Annotated in this window: 16 protein-coding genes; 10 read left to right on the top strand and 6 right to left on the bottom strand. The window is 65.6% G+C overall.

Annotated elements, in window-relative coordinates; all coding sequences use genetic code 11:
• Both GGC64_RS27620 and GGC64_RS27615 read right to left on the bottom strand, forming a co-directional pair.
• On the bottom strand, positions 1-1,038 hold the full coding sequence (locus GGC64_RS27620) for an ABC transporter permease (RefSeq protein ID WP_192725757.1): 1,038 nt from the start codon (positions 1,036-1,038) through the stop codon (positions 1-3).
• 7 nt (positions 1,039-1,045) lie between these two features.
• A complete protein-coding gene (locus GGC64_RS27615) occupies positions 1,046-2,698 on the bottom strand; it encodes an ABC transporter substrate-binding protein (RefSeq protein ID WP_192725756.1) in 1,653 nt (550 codons plus the stop codon).
• 300 nt (positions 2,699-2,998) lie between these two features.
• Here GGC64_RS27615 and GGC64_RS27610 point away from each other — a divergent pair, with 300 nt between their 5' ends.
• The 4 genes from GGC64_RS27610 to GGC64_RS27595 are packed head-to-tail and all read left to right on the top strand — an operon-like array spanning position 2,999 to position 7,048.
• Positions 2,999-3,283 (top strand): hypothetical protein, encoded by a 285-nt coding sequence (locus tag GGC64_RS27610; RefSeq protein ID WP_192725755.1) that lies wholly within the window; start codon positions 2,999-3,001, stop codon positions 3,281-3,283.
• Positions 3,284-3,313: 30 nt separating this feature from the next.
• Positions 3,314-3,589 carry a hypothetical protein gene (locus tag GGC64_RS27605; RefSeq protein WP_192725754.1) on the top strand — a complete coding sequence of 92 codons (276 nt, stop codon included), beginning with the start codon at positions 3,314-3,316 and terminating at the stop codon, positions 3,587-3,589.
• The gene (locus GGC64_RS27600; protein WP_192725753.1) at positions 3,546-5,192 is read left to right on the top strand and encodes a S53 family peptidase; all 1,647 of its coding nucleotides are present in this window, start codon (positions 3,546-3,548) and stop codon (positions 5,190-5,192) included. The genes GGC64_RS27605 and GGC64_RS27600 overlap by 44 nt, the downstream gene beginning before the upstream one ends.
• Before the next feature lie 20 nt (positions 5,193-5,212).
• Positions 5,213-7,048 (top strand): zinc ribbon domain-containing protein, encoded by a 1,836-nt coding sequence (locus GGC64_RS27595; protein ID WP_225952484.1) that lies wholly within the window; start codon positions 5,213-5,215, stop codon positions 7,046-7,048.
• On the opposite strand, the gene GGC64_RS27590 is transcribed toward GGC64_RS27595, so the two are convergent.
• On the bottom strand, positions 7,045-8,139 hold the full coding sequence (locus GGC64_RS27590; protein ID WP_192725752.1) for a hypothetical protein: 1,095 nt from the start codon (positions 8,137-8,139) through the stop codon (positions 7,045-7,047). The genes GGC64_RS27595 and GGC64_RS27590 overlap by 4 nt on opposite strands.
• A 124-nt stretch (positions 8,140-8,263) precedes the next feature.
• On the opposite strand from GGC64_RS27590, the gene GGC64_RS27585 reads away from it, so the two are divergent.
• Positions 8,264-9,079 (top strand): family 16 glycosylhydrolase, encoded by an 816-nt coding sequence (locus GGC64_RS27585; RefSeq protein ID WP_192725962.1) that lies wholly within the window; start codon positions 8,264-8,266, stop codon positions 9,077-9,079.
• A gap of 3 nt (positions 9,080-9,082) precedes the next feature.
• On the opposite strand, the gene GGC64_RS27580 is transcribed toward GGC64_RS27585, so the two are convergent.
• On the bottom strand, positions 9,083-10,552 hold the full coding sequence (locus tag GGC64_RS27580) for a glycosyltransferase family 39 protein (RefSeq protein ID WP_192725751.1): 1,470 nt from the start codon (positions 10,550-10,552) through the stop codon (positions 9,083-9,085).
• A 42-nt stretch (positions 10,553-10,594) separates the two neighbouring features.
• Between GGC64_RS27580 and GGC64_RS27575 the strand changes: the two genes are divergently transcribed.
• The 4 genes from GGC64_RS27575 to GGC64_RS27560 all read left to right on the top strand — a co-directional run bounded on the left by GGC64_RS27575 (position 10,595) and on the right by GGC64_RS27560 (position 13,788).
• The gene (locus tag GGC64_RS27575; protein WP_192725750.1) at positions 10,595-11,773 is read left to right on the top strand and encodes an NAD(P)/FAD-dependent oxidoreductase; all 1,179 of its coding nucleotides are present in this window, start codon (positions 10,595-10,597) and stop codon (positions 11,771-11,773) included.
• 26 nt (positions 11,774-11,799) lie between these two features.
• Complete coding sequence (locus GGC64_RS27570) at positions 11,800-12,369, top strand: DUF4389 domain-containing protein (RefSeq protein WP_192725961.1); 570 nt, start codon at positions 11,800-11,802, stop codon at positions 12,367-12,369.
• Positions 12,366-12,992, top strand: coding sequence for a class I SAM-dependent methyltransferase (locus GGC64_RS27565; RefSeq protein ID WP_192725960.1), 627 nt, complete (start codon positions 12,366-12,368; stop codon positions 12,990-12,992). Before GGC64_RS27570 ends, GGC64_RS27565 begins: the two co-directional genes overlap by 4 nt.
• A 73-nt stretch (positions 12,993-13,065) precedes the next feature.
• The gene (locus GGC64_RS27560) at positions 13,066-13,788 is read left to right on the top strand and encodes a hypothetical protein (protein WP_192725749.1); all 723 of its coding nucleotides are present in this window, start codon (positions 13,066-13,068) and stop codon (positions 13,786-13,788) included.
• 3 nt (positions 13,789-13,791) lie between these two features.
• Here GGC64_RS27560 and GGC64_RS27555 read toward each other — a convergent pair whose 3' ends face one another.
• Both GGC64_RS27555 and GGC64_RS27550 read right to left on the bottom strand, forming a co-directional pair.
• Positions 13,792-16,296, bottom strand: a complete 2,505-nt coding sequence (locus tag GGC64_RS27555) for an FtsX-like permease family protein (protein ID WP_192725748.1) — start codon at positions 16,294-16,296, stop codon at positions 13,792-13,794.
• Positions 16,293-17,024, bottom strand: coding sequence for an ABC transporter ATP-binding protein (locus tag GGC64_RS27550; RefSeq protein WP_370582364.1), 732 nt, complete (start codon positions 17,022-17,024; stop codon positions 16,293-16,295). Before GGC64_RS27550 ends, GGC64_RS27555 begins: the two co-directional genes overlap by 4 nt.
• Positions 17,025-17,179: 155 nt before the next feature.
• On the opposite strand from GGC64_RS27550, the gene GGC64_RS27545 reads away from it, so the two are divergent.
• Complete coding sequence (locus GGC64_RS27545) at positions 17,180-17,497, top strand: intersectin-EH binding protein Ibp1 (RefSeq protein WP_192725747.1); 318 nt, start codon at positions 17,180-17,182, stop codon at positions 17,495-17,497.
• The last annotated feature ends 58 nt before the right edge of the window (positions 17,498-17,555 follow it).

Genomic DNA, 17,555 nt, shown 5'->3' with positions numbered 1-17,555 from the left:
TCAGTGCTCCAGCCGGATCTTCGCGCGGGGATCGAGCGCGTCACGCAACCCGTCGCCGAACACATTCAAGGACAGCACCGTTGCGATGATCATCAGACCCGGAACGATTGTCAGATGTGGTGCTGTGTAAATCATTTCGTAACCGTCGGCGATCATCGTGCCCCACGATGCGTTTGGCGGGCGCACACCTGCGCCGAGGAACGACAGCGCCGACTCGAGCAGCATGTTGTTGGCGATGTTCAGCGTGAAGAACACGATGATCGTGGAGATGATGTTGGGCAACAGCTCGGAGAACATGATCCGCAACGGCCCCTTGCCCTGCGCGACGGCGGCTTCGATGAACTCCTTTTCCCGCAGCGCCAGGATTTCGCCCCTGATCGGCCGCGCCATATAGGGCACGTACACGAAGCCGATGATCATGATCGGAATCCAGATCGAGTCACCCGCGATCGCGAGGGGTCCGATCTTGAGACCGCCGACGGCCAGCGCGGTACCCAGCGCGATGCCCAGCAGCAGCACTGGGAAAGCCCAGATCACATCCATGATCCGCGACAGCACGGAGTCGATCCAGCCGCGGTAGTAACCGGCAAGCAGGGCAACGATGACGGACAGCACCGTCGTCACCGCGGCGGCGGCAAGGCCGATGTAGATCGACGTGCGTCCGCCGTACATCAGCCGCACCATCACGTCGCGACCGTTTTGGTCCGCGCCGAGCAGGTACTGGCCGTGCAGCCCGGGCCCGATCGGGGTGCCGTCGGGCCCAACCACATTCGTCGGTTGCCCGTCGATAAGCACCTTCTCGGTGATGTGGTTCTCGTTCGGCCCGGTGTGTGCGACGTGTTCAGCCCACAGCGGCGCCGCGAGGCAGAACAGCACGATGAGCACGAACACGCCGGCGCAGAACAGCGCGACCTTGTTGCGACGCAACCGAAGCCATGCCAGATACCACGGACTGCGGCCCTGGATCTGCGATTTGGGTACTCCAGCGGGAAGTGGCGGCTCTCCTGGGGCCTCCATTTCGCCGACGGTGGCGACCATCGCGCCGCTACTTGATCTTGAACGACGTGTAGTCCTGATTGAACAGCAGATGGTGATAGGACGTGTCGAAGTCCATGCGCTCGGACAGGAACGTCGTGTACTGCTCGTTCCCGTACGGTGCCCACACCGCTTGCTCCATGTATGCCTTGTCAAGGGCCGCGTACTGCTCTTCGACGCCGCCGTCGCCGATCAGCTTCGTCAGCAACTCGTCCTGTTTGGCGTTGTTGGCGGGGATGTCGACGCGCGAATAGTTGTTGCCGTTGGTCGGCAGGATGTTCTTGCCGTTCAGTAACGGACGGAAGAAGTCGTCCGGGTGCGGGAAGTCCTGGAACCAGTCTGCGAATCCGGTATCCACGTCGGGCGTCGACTGGTTGCCGATCGTTGTCCAGTAGACGTCGCCCGCGATCACCTTGAGCGTCGCATTGAAGCCGAGTTGGGTGAGCAAGTCGTGGTAATACTCGCCGATCCGCTTGCGGTCGGGTTCGTCGTCGGTCCACACGGTGATGTCGCGATCCGCTGGATTCGCTTCTGCGATCAGCTGTTTGGCCTTGTTCATGTCGGGGCCGGGGTAGAGCTTGTACTCGGAGTAGCCCGGCATACCCGGCGGCAGGATCTGCTGGGTGGGATGCATCCGGCCGCCGAAGATCCGGTTCAGCGCCTCGGGATCGACCGCATAGTTGATCGCCTGGCGCACCTTGAGATCGTTGAACGGCGGCTTCTGGTTGTTCATGAAGAAGTAGTAGGTGTTGATCGAGTCCTCCATGCGGAACCGATTGCCGTAGCGGGTCTTCACCTCTTGCAGCCGGTCCGACGCAGGCGGGTCAACCATGAAGTCGACCTTGTTCTGCTCGATGTCGGTGACCTGGGCGCTGTTGTTCTTGTTCTCCGTGATGGTGATTTTGTCGACGTTGGCGTCGGCTACATCGGTGGCGCCGGCGTCCTTGACCGTCTTGAAGTTCGGGTTGCGCTCCAATGTCATGGTGCGGGGCGCCTCCACCTTGCTGATCATGAACGGGCCGCTGGAGGGCGGCGGGGTGTTGGTGGCGTCCTTGTCCAGCGGGGTGGTCTGCGGCACCGGCGCGGCGAACATCAACCCGAGCACATTTTCGAATGTGCCGTTCGGCTCGGTCAGCTCAATGGTGATGTCACCGGTGTTGTCGTCGGTCTTGATGCCGGTGATCGTGTTCGCCTTGCCGTCCGCGTAGTCCGCGGCGCCGACGATGACCTTGTAGAACACCGAGCCGCCGGAGTCGGCTTTGAACAGCCGCTGAATGCCGTACGTGAAATCGGATGCCTTGATGGGTGTTCCGTCCGAGTACTTCATGTTCGGCCGCAGCTTGAGTTTGTAGGTCTTGCCGTCGGGCGAGATGTCGGGCATCTTCTCGGCCAGCGCGGGCACCACCTGGGTGCCGTCCTTGCCCTTGGCATGCTTGTACGTCAGCAGCGGGGTGTAGACGTTCCAGAGCACCTCCCAACCCTCGACCGTGTAGGAGAGTTGCGGGTCGACGTAGTCGGGGAAAGACGTCAGCGCAACGTTGATATCGCCGCCGCCGCCACCGCCCCCACCGCCGCCGCCTTTGTTACCGCCGCACGCCGCGACGCCAAAGGCTGCGAGTGGGGTGATGCAGACGATGGCTAGAGCTTTGCGCAGTGTGTTCATCTCGCTCCCTCTGGCTGGCTTGTGGGTTGACTCCCCTAAAGCAGTACGCCTTTTCGTTCGGCTGAGTTGCCATCTTGAAGGAAAATTTCCGGACGGCAACTCGACCGTTTTCGCACATTTCTTGTGTTCGGTCTGTCCCGTGTTTGCGGGAGGAACGAATGACGAGTGACGTCAATTTTCCGCGATTTCAGCCAGAGCGAAGTTAACTGTGTCATGATCGCGGCTGGGCTACAGCGATTCCTCGTGGTTACCGTTGGTCGAAAAGTCAGCTAGTCGCGAGGCCAATAGATAGGAACCAACATGGAGTCATTACGCCTGGTTCGTCGTGTTGCGGCTGTTGCCGGAGGTGCGGCGATCGTCGTGATGGTCGGCGTAACGGCATCGTGCGCAAAGGAAGAGCAGAAAGCGCCCGAGACGTCGACTACAACGACCACCACCACCACGTCGACCACTACCTCCGCGGCGCCGCCGCCCGCGGCACCCTCGGAGAAGAGCATCAACCCGACAGGAGGCAACCTGTTCACGCCGCCGGTCTACGCGCCTCCGGCACCGACAGCGCCTCCCGGCGTTCACCGCAACAACTAGCGCCAGCTACGACATAGATAGGACTGCACAATGGATTCACATCTCTTGGGTCGTCGCGTCGCGGCCGTTGCTGGCGTCTCCGCGATCATCGCGATGGGCGCGATGACCGCCGCATGTGCCAAGGAAGAAAAAGCACCCGAAACCACGACGACGACCACGACGACGACGACCACGTCCCCGGCTGCAGCGCCGACGGAGAAGAGCATCAACCCAACCGGCGGGAACCTCTTCACGCCGCCCGTTCAGGCGACCCCGGCGCCCAATGTTCCGCCAGGCCAGCACCCCGGTATCAACGGCGTTCCGTAACCCGCAGATTCGGGTGCACCACCGGCTGCTGGCCATCCTCGCGGTGGGTGCGCTCCTGCTCGCCGCGGGGGCACGTGCCGAGTCGATGCCGGCCGACCGCAACGTCATCGGTGGTCCGCTGGCGTTATTACTGGCCGGCTCAATGGATCTCGGCCCGTCCCGGAACGGCGGCGTGCAGCTCACGGCGTCGCTGCCCGACTCGGCACGCCCGCAGACGCTGATCCAATGGGCGGGCACACACCGGATGTCGGTGCGGTGGCGACCGGGGGACGCGTGGGCCGTCGTCGAGGGTGCCGCGCAAGACGTGGCAGCGGCGTTCGACGTGCCGGTGAAGGATTACCGGGGCCGCAAGGGGCAGGTGTTCTACGCGTCGCCGCAACAGCCGGCGGTCCCGGCGCCGGTCCGCGATGCCGTCACGGCGCTGGGCCGAATCCTGGGCTACACCCCGCACCATGAGGCAAGGCCGGGATTGCTGCCGCTGGACGTACCCGATGGCGGGCTCAACCCGAAGGCGCTACTGGAGGCGTACAACGCGGGCCCGCTGGCCGCCGCCGGCTTCACCGGCAAGGGCGCGACCATCGTGTTCTTCGAATTCAGCGGATACGACCAGGGTGACCTCGACGCGTTCGCCGACTCGTCGGGATTGCCACGCTTCACACCGGTTGTGGTCGGTGGTCAGCCGGGCCCGTCCGGCGCCGAGACCGTGATGGATCTCGAAGTCGCACATGCGATTGCGCCCGAGGCACAGAAGGTCGTCGTCAACGCCAGACCCACCGTCGAAGGAGACGGCGCCTACGAGAAGATCGGGCAGCTGTTCGAATCGGTGGACAGGCAGTTTCCGGGCGCGGTGTGGAGCCTCTCGATCGGGTGGGGCTGCGACGCGTTGGTCAGGGCCGCCGACCTGGCTCCCATCGAGGCGGCCCTTGCGGCCGCGCAGAAGCGCGGCACCTCTGCGTTCGACGCGAGCGGCGACACGGCGGGCCTGGAATGCAAGGGTGGCGACGAGTGGTCGGCACCTCCCGGACCGGATGACATTGGGCTGGACGCGGTTTCGTCGCTCCCGACGATGACGTCGGTTGGCGGCACCACCTTGTCGACAGACGAGAACGGCGGCTGGATGAGTGAACGCGCCTGGATCGACTCACCGTTGTCGCAGGGCACCAGCGGAGGAGTGTCGGCGTTGTTCGACCGCCCCTCGTGGCAGGGCAGCCTGTCGATCGAACGCGACGTCAGGCACCGGCGGTTGGCCCCGGATGTCGCGGCTGTCGCCGACCCTTTCACCGGAGTGAGGATCGTGTTCAACGGGCAGGACGCGGTTGGCGCGGGGACATCGCAGGCGGCGCCGATCTGGGCCGCGCTCACGGTGCTGATGAATCAGTACCTGCTTGCGCATGGCGGAAAGCAGCTGGGCAACATCAACCCACTGCTGTATCGCGTTGCGGCAGGGGCGAATCGGCCCGCGTTCCGCGACATCGGCTTTGGTGGCAACGCCGTTGATACCTCGCAGCCGGGCTACGACGTGGTGACTGGCCTCGGAAGTCCCAACGTCGACTACCTCGTCCGTGACCTGTTGGACATCCAGAGGGGCAGTGCCCCGCGATGATGCACTGCGCCGTTTGCGACATGGATGTGCCAGCCGCCGCGTATTGCGGCACATGCGGCGCGCATTTGTTGGCCCAGCGCGGCGACGGCCGAGGCCGACTGCGCATGGGTGCGTCTGCCGCGGCGGCCGGAGAACACGTACTGCGCTTGTCGATCGCGAGTACCTTGTTCCCCCATCTGCCGCACCGCTCGCGTGCCGCGTTCCGGGCGGGGATGGCGCTGTTGTTTCTCCTGTTGGTCGTGTTCGCACTGCTGCGCTGGCAGGCGCCGCTCACCGCGGTTTGCGCGGTCGGACTTCCGCTCTTGTTCGGCCTGTACCTGCACGAGACCGATATCGACGACGATCTGCCGATCGGTTCGTTGATCCTGACCGCGATGCTCGGTATCGGTCTCGGGGTGGGATGGGCTCTGTTGAGCGGTGGGGTCGTCGCGCAAACATACGACGCTGCGCTCGGGGACGTCGAGACCGACACCGCGACGGTGCTCACGGGAGTTGCCGTCGCGGTCATTGCCGCCATCCTCACGATCACCCCGGCCATTGTGCTTCGACTGCTCAGACCGTCAACCCGAGAGTCGTTGGACGGGTTCGTGTTCGGCGCGCTGGGCGCCATCGGTTTCACCGCGGCCGCGACGCTGGCCCGGATGGCTCCCCAATTCGCCACCGGCCCGCGTGCCGATGCCGGCCGACCGGTCAGTGATCTTCTGGTTCAAGCCGCGATCCAGGGTGTCGCACTGCCATTGACCGCGGCCGCGATCGGCGGTTTGGTCGGCGCGGCGCTGTGGTTCACCCGGCCCGCCGACGTCAGCCGAGGGCCTGCGAGCATTCTGCTCGCGACGAGCATCGTCGTCGCACTTGTTCTCTACGCCGTACTGGGACTGGCCGAGTCGCTGCCGTTCTTCCAGGGCCTACACGTCGGGCTGCACCTGGCGGTGACGGTGATTGCCTTGCTGGCCTTGCGAATTGGGCAGCAGGCCATGTTGCTACACGAGGCGCAGGATGACAGCGACCCGAACCGGTATGTGCTGTGCCCGCACTGCGACCATGTGGTGCCGAATACGGCTTTCTGCCCGAACTGCGGGGTCGCAACCCGCGCTGCGTCGCGAACGGCGCGCGCCGCGCGGCGCGCGCCGGTCGGGGCTGCCGTGGCGCGGCCCGGGTATGCGGCGCCTGCAGACTCCTATCAGACGGCGCCCGCGCCTCACACCACACACACCCGGCTGCTGACGGCACTCGGTGCTGGGGCGGTCGTGGTGACCGCCGCGGCGGTGACCATGTCGGTGCTGACGACACCGAGCGTTCCGCGCTTCGTTTGTCCGCCCGATTGCGGGCAGCCCCCCATCGGCAAGCCAGTCGAGACGAATCCGTGGTTCATGTCCAGCGACGGCAAGTTTTCCGTCCAATATCCGCGCGCTGGAACGGCATACGAGGTGGCGTTGGAGCCCGACGGCGTGAACGTCGACTTCAAGGCCGGTGACACCGGCACCATGCAGTTCTTCGGCGTGCCGGCGGAGGGCAAAACATCGAAGCAGCTCGCCGAGAAGCTGGTCGACGAGAAATATCCTGATGCCACAACGGATTACGAGATTCCCAACGCGATGGTCGGCTATCACCCTGGTTACGGTGTGGTCAAAGACGAGTACCCGCAAGATACGTCCGGCACCTTCACGCGGCTGCGGTTGGTGGTGATGGTGGCCATCAAGAACAACTACGCGTTGGTGGCAGCGGCGATCGGTCCATACCACGAATTCAGCCCCGACTTCGGCAGCGGCCACCCGTCCGGGGTGAACATGCAGCTGGCGTTGGATATGGGCAAGTACGTGAACAGCTTTATCTGGCGCGACAATTCGCGACGCTAGTTCCCGTTCGGGTACTGCGGCTCGTGGAATCGGTTGATGATCGGGATGCGTTCGATGATCCGGTCGCGCAGCCGCGGTTGCGGCGGCGGTGGAACATATGCCGGCGCAGGGGGCGGTACGTAGGCCGGGGGAGGCGCTGGTGCCGGAGCGTCCGGCGGCTCGATCATCGGAATCGCGTCCGGTACGGGCGCCGCGGCCTCGACGATCGTCTGGGCCGGTGGTGGCGTGACGGCGGCAGGTGGCGGTGGTGGTGGCGCGACCGGAACGGGTTGCGGCGCAGCCTGTGCGACCGAAGTGACAGGTGGCGACTGTGCCGGCTGATCGGTGGTGGCCGCGGTATCGCGTTGCGGCTCAGTCGAATCCCTGTCTGGTATCAGGCCGATGCTCAGTGCGGCGGACAATGAAACGACGAAGGCCACCACCGCCGCGGCCGCGACCGATGTCAGCGCGGCGATCCTCGACGGCCTGCGCCAGCGGGTGGGCGGCGCATCGAGTGCGTTGACCGCCCGCGCAGCCGCCAATGCGGCGCCTCTGGCCAGTGCCAGATCGGCCTGCTCGGCCGTGATGACCGGAACCGCGGCACCGTGGAAAGCGGCGGCGATCGAGTCGAGGTCGTCCGCCGAACCCAGCACGAAGATCGCTTCGGGATGGCTGTCGGCGGAATCCAGTTCGGCGAGCATCGCGTCGGCGTCCGCCGCGACCCACTCGGTCCGCACCCCTTCGGCGTCGACCAGGGCCACCAGCGCCTCGTCGGGTTCGACGATGCACACCGCGACGTCGCCATAGCCGCCGCGATCTGCGATGCCGGCGGCGAGCGAGTCGGCGGCCTCCTCCTGACAGACCGTGATGACGTTGTACAAACCCCGGTCCGCGAGCGCGTCGAGCAGGGTGGACGCCGCTGCTTCGGCCTCGTTTGCCCAGGTGACACCAATGGCGTGCAGAGTGTGATCCCCCACCGCGGCGACGATGTCGTCCAGCGTGTCGAAATCGACGGCGTCGCGACAGATGGTGGCGCCCTCGCCCGTCGGGCCCGCTACCAGCACCCACCGCACGTCTGCCGACGTCATCGCGAGGCCGAGTACGAGGTCCACCTGGTCGCTCCCCGATCGGAGATAAATCGGTTCCGACACTACCGCTCTAATCAAATTCACAAAAACCGCCGACAAATCGCGCACGGTCACTTGATCAACCTTTAGGGTTCACCTCGTGCCTCAGATGGATCGTCGAAACATGATGTTGATGGCCGGGCTCGGTGCGCTGGCCGCCGCTATCCCGCTACCGAAGGTCGGAGCTGCGCCGCCAAGCGGTGACACCGGTTCCTACCTGTTCTCCGATGACTTCGACGGCCCGATGGGTGCGGGACCCAATCCGGCGAACTGGACGGTGCAGACCTGGCAGGACGACGTGTTCCCGCCGGTCGACGGGATCTACCGCGACGATCGCCGAAACGTGTTCCTCGACGGCAACTCCAACCTCGTCCTGATGGCCACCCATGACTTCGACGGCCAGTACTACACCGGCAAGCTGCGCGGCAATTGGCGAGTGCCGATCGGCCACACGTGGGAGGCGCGCATCAAACTCGACTGCCTCTTCCCCGGCCTCTGGCCGGCGTATTGGGCGGTGAACGAGGATCCGCTGCCCGACGGCGAGGTCGACATGTTCGAGTGGTACGGCAACGGGGAATGGGCTCCCGGAACCACCGTGCACGCCGCTTCCAACGGGAAGACCTGGGAGGGCAAGTCGATCCCCGGCATGGTCGACGGCGCGTGGCACACCTGGCGGATGCGCTGGGACCTCGACGGGTTCAAGTTCTGGCGCGATTACGTCGACGGCGCCAAGCCGTACTTCACCGTCCCACCGAAGCCGATTCCGGTGCACGGCAACGTGACTGACTTGCGGTGGCCGTTCAACAACCCCGGCTACTGGCTATCACCGATGTTCACGCTCGCGGTCGGTGGCGTGGGTGCAGGCGATCCTGCAGGCGGCACCTTCCCGTCCTCGATGCTCATCGACTGGATCAGGGTCTGGTAGCGCCTATTTCGCTGCCTTGATGACCTGAACCAGGTTGAACGACCACCGGTCGAGGAACCGGAAGCCCTGGCCGTTGGGAACCGCATATGCCGCAGTGTCTTCGAAGCGATGGCCGGGTGTGTCGGACTGGGTGATGATCCAGACGACGTGGCAATCGCTCAACGGCCCTGCGGTTGCCTCCGGAATGAGGTTGGTGTCGAAGACATCGTTGCGGTCCGTGGCGCGCTGCCACAGGCTGAGGTCGGCCAGCGGCCGGTAGGCGTCAGGACGTGCAGCCAGCAACGGGCGCATCGGAGCGGGCATGAAGGTCACGGTGTCGTTGACCAGCAGACAATCACCGGGCGTGGCTTTCGCGGTGATCAGATCGGCCACCTGGCTGTAGTCCATCCCGTACTTTGCATACGGACCGCGTTGCACCAGAAGATAATTCGGTGCTGCGGCGATAGCGAATACACCGAGCACGGCGGCCGCCACCCACGGCCTTAACGAAAGGGCGCCGATGCAGACGCCCAGCGCCAGTGCGACCGCCGGCGCGGTGAAGCACAGGTAGCGGGGCGTGTAGATCGGCACCACGAACGCCGACCAGAGCAGTATCGCCGCGGTCGGTATCACCAGCCACGCGATGGCCAGCGTAAGCAGTTGCCGCTCTTCTGCAGCCGGGCGCTTCGATGTGCAGAGCCACACCACGACGGCCGCCGCCGCCACCAATGCCGAGACGATCGTGAACGGCGGGCTTCTCTCGAAATACTGTTGGATCGCAACGTCTTCGATGGTGCGGTGGCCGACCGGCGCGATCCAGACGATCTGGTGCACCTGACCCATGGCCTCGAGAACGAACGGCGTCACGGCGCCACACGCCGCCACCGACGCGACGGCGAATCTGACAAGCACAGGTAGCGAGCGCCGGAACGTGAGCAGAAAGACGCTGTGCGCCAACAACATCAGCGCCAGATAAACGTCGAGCAAAACCGAACCCGCCGCTGCGACCGCATACGACAGCCAGAGCCAAGGATTGTTCCGGCGCGACGCATAGATGAGCAGCACGGTGAGCCAGACGGCTGCCATCATCGAAAGCGCGTACGGTCGAGCCTCGATGCCCGCCCACGTCGCTCGCGGCAGTATCGCGCACAGCACCCCGGAGCTCACCGCGACGGTTCTCGACGAAAACTGCCCGCCCAACACAACTGTGCCGGCCGCCGCGACTCCAACCGCAAGGCCGCTTGGCGCCCGAGACCAGAACTCCGTCGGCGGGAAGACGTGAAACCAGGCGTGCATCAGCAGGTAGTACAGGCCGTGAACGGCGTCGACATTGCCCAACATCTGCCACAGCTGCGGCAGCGATCGGCTGTATGCGGCCGAAATGGTGGCGGCCTCGTCGTACCAGAAGGACGGGCGCGCGGCGCCGCCAAGGCTGACTGCGGCGCCAAGCACCCCGACGATCAGGGGGTCGAGCGCGGCCGGCCTCAGTCTCATCAGACGGCTATGTTGCCAGAGTCTTCGTCGTAGCCTGTTTGCGTGGGGCGGAGGCTACGGGTCCTCGTCGTCGGCGCGGGTGTGGGTGGCATCTCCGTCGCCAGGGGATTGCTGCGCGACGGACACGACGTAACGGTCTTCGAACAGCGACCCGAGGCTCAGCCGGGCGGCGGCGCCGTCACCATCTGGTCCAACGGCGCGACGGTCCTCGAGCAGCTCGGCGTCGACATGGGTGGCGCAGGCCAGGAGCTTTCGGCCGTGCGCGTGGTGACCTCTACGGGTCGCCCCCTCGTCACGATGGACCTGACCGCAATGACCGACCGATTGGGCGCACCGGTGCGGATGGTTCCGCGGCGCGTCGTCCTCGAGCGGCTGCTCGAGCGTTTCCCGACCGATCGCATCCGCTACGGCTGCCGGGCCGCGAACGTGGCCGGTGGTGACGGCGGTGTGCGGGTCGAGTTCGAGGACGGCGCCGCAGCCGAGGGCGACCTGTTGGTCGGCGCCGACGGACTGCATTCGAAGGTGCGCGACATTCTCGGCGCCGGCGACGCCGAGCCGACCGGGTGGTGCAGTTGGCAGGGGCTGGCCACACATCGCGGTATCGCCGATAAGCGCGTCGCACTGTTGGTCATCGGTGAGCGCGGAAACCTGGGGCTGTGGCCGGCAGGCGGCTCCGAGGTGCAGTGGTGGTTCGACTTGCCGTGGTCCTACGGCTTCGTTCGGCCGCAACAACCGATTGACGTGATCCGTGAGCATTTCACCGGGTGGTGCGAGGCCGTCGACTCGCTACTGGTCACGCTGACCGACGACGATCTCGCCGATTCGCCGTATCCGCATTTTCGGCATCCGATACCACCGCCGGGGCGCGGGCCGATGACGCTGCTCGGCGACGCCGCCCACACGATGCCGCCAACCCTCGCCCAGGGAACCAACCAGGCGCTGCTCGACACGATGGTGCTGTGTAAGGCAATCGCGGATCGGCGGGACGGCGACTTGGCGAAAGCGTTGCGCTGGTACGAAAAGACTCGGCGCCGAAGTGTGGCGGCGGTGTCGCGGGTGACCTCGCTGCAGGTGTCGCACGGTGAACCCGTCCTGCGGCCCGCCGCGGTGATCCCTGACCGGTATATGACGTGGGCGCTTACGACTTTCTTCAGTGCGGTGAGCCACCGCCGGATCGCCGCTGAGGTCAGCCGCGCCCTCTCGGCGGCGACCAGCTCATGACTGTCACGACAACCGAGCCGGTGCGCGTGCGGGGCGCCATCGACGCCCCGTCCCGCTGGCTGTGGCTGGTTAAGTGGTGTGTGCTGGCGGCACCGCACTACCCGATCTTGATCGGGCTGTATCTGGTGTATCCGTTGACGACTTTCGTTGCGGGCGTGGCGATCTTGTTCACCGGACGGTATCCGCGGCCGATCTTCGAATTCAATGTCGGGGTACTGCGCTGGTCGTGGCGAGTGATGAATTACCGATTCCCGATGAACACCACCGACAAGTACCCGCCGTTCACGATGGCGCCGCGACCGGACTATCCCGGTGACCTCGAGGTCGACTATCCCGATCGGTTGTCGAATTGGGCTGTGCTGGTGAAATGGTGGCTGCTTGGCTTCCCTCAGATCATGCTCTGCTGGGCGTTGGAGCCGTTTCTGCAAGTGCTCTGCGTGATCAATGCGGGGTGGTTGTTGTTCACCGGTGCAACCCATCAGGGGATGTTCGATCTCCTGATGGGAATCGTCAGATGGCGTTATCGGGTTGCGGTGTATGTTTCGTTGATGCGGGACGAATATCCGCCATTCCGACTAGATCTGGGCGAAACATAACGCGTCGCAATCCCCTTTTTCCGTATGTGTACCGACTCGGTATGCCGGTGTTCGGCAAACTGTTCTACGACCGGTACCGCAGAGAGGCGATGCGCAACGCGACCGGGCGACTCCTGATGATCGGCATCGGGCCCGGCACCGACGTGCTGTTCCTTCCGCCAGCGGTGACGTCGGTGGCCGCCGTCGAACCCGAGGCGGTGTTCCGGCGGATGGCCTTGACCCTTGCCGGCCGCCGAGGCATTGCCATCGACGTGGTCGACGGGATCGCGGAGTCGATTCCCTTCCCGGACAACAGTTTCGAGTCCGTTCACGTCGGATTGGTGTTGTGCTCGGTCGACGATATGGACGCCAGCCTTCGCGAAATCCGGCGCGTGCTGGTGCCCGGAGGCAGGCTGGTCGTCCTCGAGCATGTCCGCGGCGACGGCGCGATGGGCCGATTCCAGGACCTGATCGCCAGGCCGTGGTCGTGGCTGGCGTCCGGTTGTCATCCGAACCGCCGGACCGTCGACGCCATTGCGGCGGCCGGATTCGACACGGGGGGACTGCGCACCATCCGACGAACGCCAGTGCCGCCACCGTGCACACCACAACTGCTGGGCTTCGCCACCCTCGTCGAGGTTTGAACCCTTGGCGCGGGTGCACCGTGAACCGTATAGAGGTACTGCGGTCGCGCGGGTGAGCGGAGGGAAAGCACCCATGGAAAACGCAAAGCGAATCGGTTGGGTCTTGGCGGTTGCGCTGGGCATAGGGCTTGCGGCGGCGAATACGCCTGCCGTGGCTTCGGCCGCACCGGGCGATAGCGGAAAGGGCTCGGCGGGCGAGTCGGCGCAATCCTCCGATGCGCCGTCGGGAAAGAAGGACGCCCCGAACCCGCGTCGGCACCCGCCGAAACACGCTGCCGAAGCCGCCGTCACTCCGAAGAAGTCCGGCAGTGACCTGCGCAAGGGCGGCACTACCTCGCGGCCTGTGGTCACGTCGGCAGCCGCTGCCTCCGCGCCGAGGACTCCGTCGGCACCGCTGAAGACGGTTGCGGCCCTCACGGCGCTGGCCGCAGCGCGTCGCGAATTCGAACCCGCCCCCGCGGCGCAGCCAGTCAAACCGGCCGCCACGACGTCCGCGGTCGACCCCGACTTCATCACGTCGACCCACGGCTTCTTCGGGCTGTTCTCCGTGACGTCGGCCGCCGACCCGGACGACAACCACTTCGTGGCGTTCGTTCTGCGCACGCCGTTCTTCACGAACGTGTTGACGTCGGGGACGGACCCCGAAGACAACCTGGGGTTCGGCGCAGCGAGCACCGGGGTCGCGGGGCACACCGTGAACACGTTCATGAGCCCGTTCTTGAATTTCTCGGTCGCGATTCCGGTCGAGGATCCGTTCGCCGAACTGTTCACCGCGCTGGTGCGCGCCGGGTTCTGACGGTTATTCGACGCTGACAGCTTCGATGATGTTGAGCCGCGCGGCCCTTCGCGCGGGCGGCAGCGCGCCGAGCAGGCTGATCGCGATCGCGCCGACGGTGAACGCGAGGGCCATCGGGCTTGGCCGGAAGTCGACGGTGAAGTTCATGATGTCCTCGCTGACGAGGCTGTAGAGCCACTGATCCGTCAGGCCGAACAGCAGCCCCAACACCCCGCCGACGACGCCGATGCTTGCGGCCTCGGCGAGCACCATCGCGAGGATGAACCGGCGACTGGAACCCATCGCGCGCAGCACACCGATTTCGCGCCGCCGCTCGAGCACCGAGAGCGTCAACGTGTTGAGAAGCGCAATGGCAGCGACGAATACGACGATGATCCACACCGCGTTGGCGATGAACATGCTCTGCTGCATCGGCGCCTCGATGCCCGACAGCGCCGCTGCTCCGTCGTAAACGTAGTTCGGGGCGGGCACGACGCGGCGTACGTCGTGCAGGACGCGCTTGGGGTCTGCACCTTCGGCGGCAGTGACCTGAAGCGTGGTCGACGCCGGGCGGTCGAACCACTCCCGCAGCTGATCGAGGTTCATTCCGACGGTGCCGATGACCGTCGAGAAGTACGGCACCAGCGCCAGCACGGTCACCTGCTGCGGTCCGTGTGGCGTCTGCATCCGCACTGTGTCGCCTGCCTTGACGTGCAGGGACTTGCCGAGGTTCTGGGTGAGCACCACACCGCGGCCTGCGAGGACGTCGTCGCGGACCCGGGTGTCGAGCGCGTGGTAGAGCGCATCGGCGGTGCCTGCGGCGAACCCGTCGAGCATCACGCGGGTGCCGCCGAGGTCGGCGAACGCGAACGCACCCTGAGTGACCCTATGCACGCCGGGAACCGCGCCGACTTTCTCCGAAAGGCCTTGCGGCAGTGGATCGGTGGCGAACCTGTCGGGCGAGTCGGCGCTCACCCAGACGTCGACGTCCGCGACGTGCTCGAAGATCCCGCGGGCCGACCGGATCATGTCCGAGTTCGTTCCAGTGATGACGACGGTGGTGACCACGGCGATGAGCACGGTCATCACGGTGGCCCAGACACGGCGCGGCGAACGCTCGATGGTCGCAGCGGCCAGCGCGCCTGCCGAGCCGAAGACCCGGGCGGTGGCTGCGCTGGCCTTGACGATGGGCCCGGCGAGCGCGAAGCCGAGGGCGATCTCGGCGCAGAACAACGCGGACATCGCGACGACGGCGATGGTGCCGGTTCGACCGAGGACCGTCAGGATCGACACGGCGAACACGGCGACGGCGCCGAGGCCGATCGCGATGCGTAACCATCGGGGCACGCGGTCTGCCACCGAGACGCCGACGGGTGCCAGCGCCTCGATCGGCGACACCTTGTACACCTGCCGCGCGGCCATCGCCGATGCCAGCACGCTGGTGATCACCGTTGTCGCCAGGGCTATCGGTATCGCGTAGCCGGGCAGCCAGTATTCGATGCGCGCCTCGAGTCCCTGAGTCATCGCCGGAGGCAGGCGGCCAATCGCGATGCGGCCCAGCAGTATTCCGATACCAGATCCGATGGCACCGCCCATCGCGCCGAGAATGGCTGCCTCCGCGAGCATGTCCCGGACAATGGTGGCGCGCCTGCCACCGATCGCACGCAGCATCGAGATGACCGGCCTGCGTTGGGTGATCGCCATCGTCATGGTCGTGTAGACGAGGAACGCGCCGACGATCAATGCGACGACGGCGCCCATCAGGGCCATGTAGTTCATCATCTTCACACCGTCGCCTGCGCGTGCGGCCCGCATGCTCGGGGGAGCGACGATGGCGCGGCCGTTGACGGCTTTGGTGACGGCCGCACGGACCGTTGCGGGGTCGGTGCCCGGCTTCGTGGTGATCAGGATCGAGTCGAGTTGACCTTGCCTGCCCGTGACGTTCTGCGCCAACGCAAGTGGGGCGAGCACGTAGTGCCCACCGTTGAGGTCGGTGAGTTGCTCGCCGGTCAGCACGTCGGTGACCGTGACCTGGCCTGAGCCGACCTGGAACCTGTCGCCCTTCTTGCGGCCGACGGACGGGCCGACCTGCACACCATCCGGCGTCTGCGACAGCTGTTGGACCGGTTGTGAGACAGCGTCTTTCAGGACACCACCTAACTCCGCACTGCTCTTGTCGGCCCCGAACAGCAGAACCTGGCCCGTTGCCGTCGGTGCGGACATCCGGATCATCGGCGCCGCGACGGCAACTCCGGGCACCGCGGCCACGTCGGCAGTGATCGTTTCGGGAAAGCCCGCGTCGGTGATGCCGGAGACCTCGAGCGCGGCGATACCAGCGATGCCGTCGGCCAGCCGGTTGACCGAGCCGGTGATCGATCCGAAGATGCCGAACACCGCCACCAAATACATTGCAGAGACTGCCATTACGGCTATCGATGCGATCGTGCGTCGCCGGTGCACAGCGAGCTCTCGCAGGCTGAACAGGCGCAGGCGGCTGGCCGCGGCGGCGATCGCGGAACCGGTTCTCACCCCGAGACCACCGACATCTCGTCGGAGCCGAGCCGACCGTCCTGCAGCGTGATCACGCGGTCCGTCGCGGCGGCGGCATCGGAATTGTGAGTCACCATCACCACCAGGCGACGACGGCCCTCTTCGTGAGCCACTTCGGCGAGCAGCGCCAAGATCGAAGCGCCCGTTGCGGTATCGAGATTTCCGGTCGGTTCGTCGGCCAGGATCAGCGGCGGGTCCATCATCAGTGCGCGCGCCACCGCGACGCGTTGCATCTGACCGCCGGACAGCTCCGACGGTCGGTGTTGGGTGCGGTTGCCCAGCCCGACTCTGTCGAGCAGTCGAACCGCGTCGACCTTGACTTTGCCCAGTCGCACGCCGTCGAGGAGCTTGGGAACTGCGACGTTCTCCCACGCCGACAGCGTCGGCAGCAGGTTGAAAAACTGGAAGATGAAACCGACCCGGTGGTGTCGGAACTCGGACTGCTGCGCGTCGCTGAGACGGCCGATCTCTTCGCCGTCGAATGTGATCGACCCGGAATCGGGGGAGTCGAGCGCGCCGAGCAAATGCAGCAGCGTGCTCTTGCCCGCGCCAGACGGCCCGACGATGGAGACGAACTGCCCGCCGCACAGGCGCAAGCTGATGCCGTCGAGGGCCCGGACCGATTGATCGCCCACGGTGTACTCGCGCACGATGTCGCGCAATTCGACGGTCAGCTCGTGCTCGCGCGGATCGGAAGTCTCGCTCATCGCGGCCCACCCCTACTGCGGCAGTGCGAATTGTTGCTGTCAGCAGCATCAGCAGCTTACTCCCGGTTGGGTCTGCCAATTCGGCCCGCAACGAGTTCAGGTGCTGTCTACAGTTAATTTCGCTTGCGTTAATAACTCCGTGAAAGGGGGCGACGATGACTCTTAAACGTTCATCGCGGCGAGCAATTTCGATAGGTGGGTTTGCACTCGCCATTGCGGCAGCTCCGGCGGTCATTGCGGTCGCGCCGGCCCTGACTGCACCGAGCCTGGTCGCGGAATGCCCCGCTGGGTCCATCCTGGAGCCGACGAGCGGCGCCTGCGTCACGGGCGGCGAACAAGCCGCGCCGGAGGCGATCCCGGGCAACCCGGCCCTGCCGCAGGTGGACGGCATTCCCTGCACCGGCGCCAACACCGGCCAGTGCATCGGACTGCAGGAGTCCGAGGGCGGGGGCGGCCCATTACCGATCCCGTGATCGACCGTCGGCTTCACAAATGTTCGGCGGGTGATCTCGGCCGCTTAAACGCCGTTGA

The sequence above is a fragment of the Mycobacterium sp. OAS707 genome (assembly GCF_014873705.1).
Lineage (GTDB): Bacteria > Actinomycetota > Actinomycetes > Mycobacteriales > Mycobacteriaceae > Mycobacterium.
The sequence above is the reverse complement of the archived record's forward strand: the minus strand, read 5'-3'. Positions and strand labels throughout refer to the sequence as shown.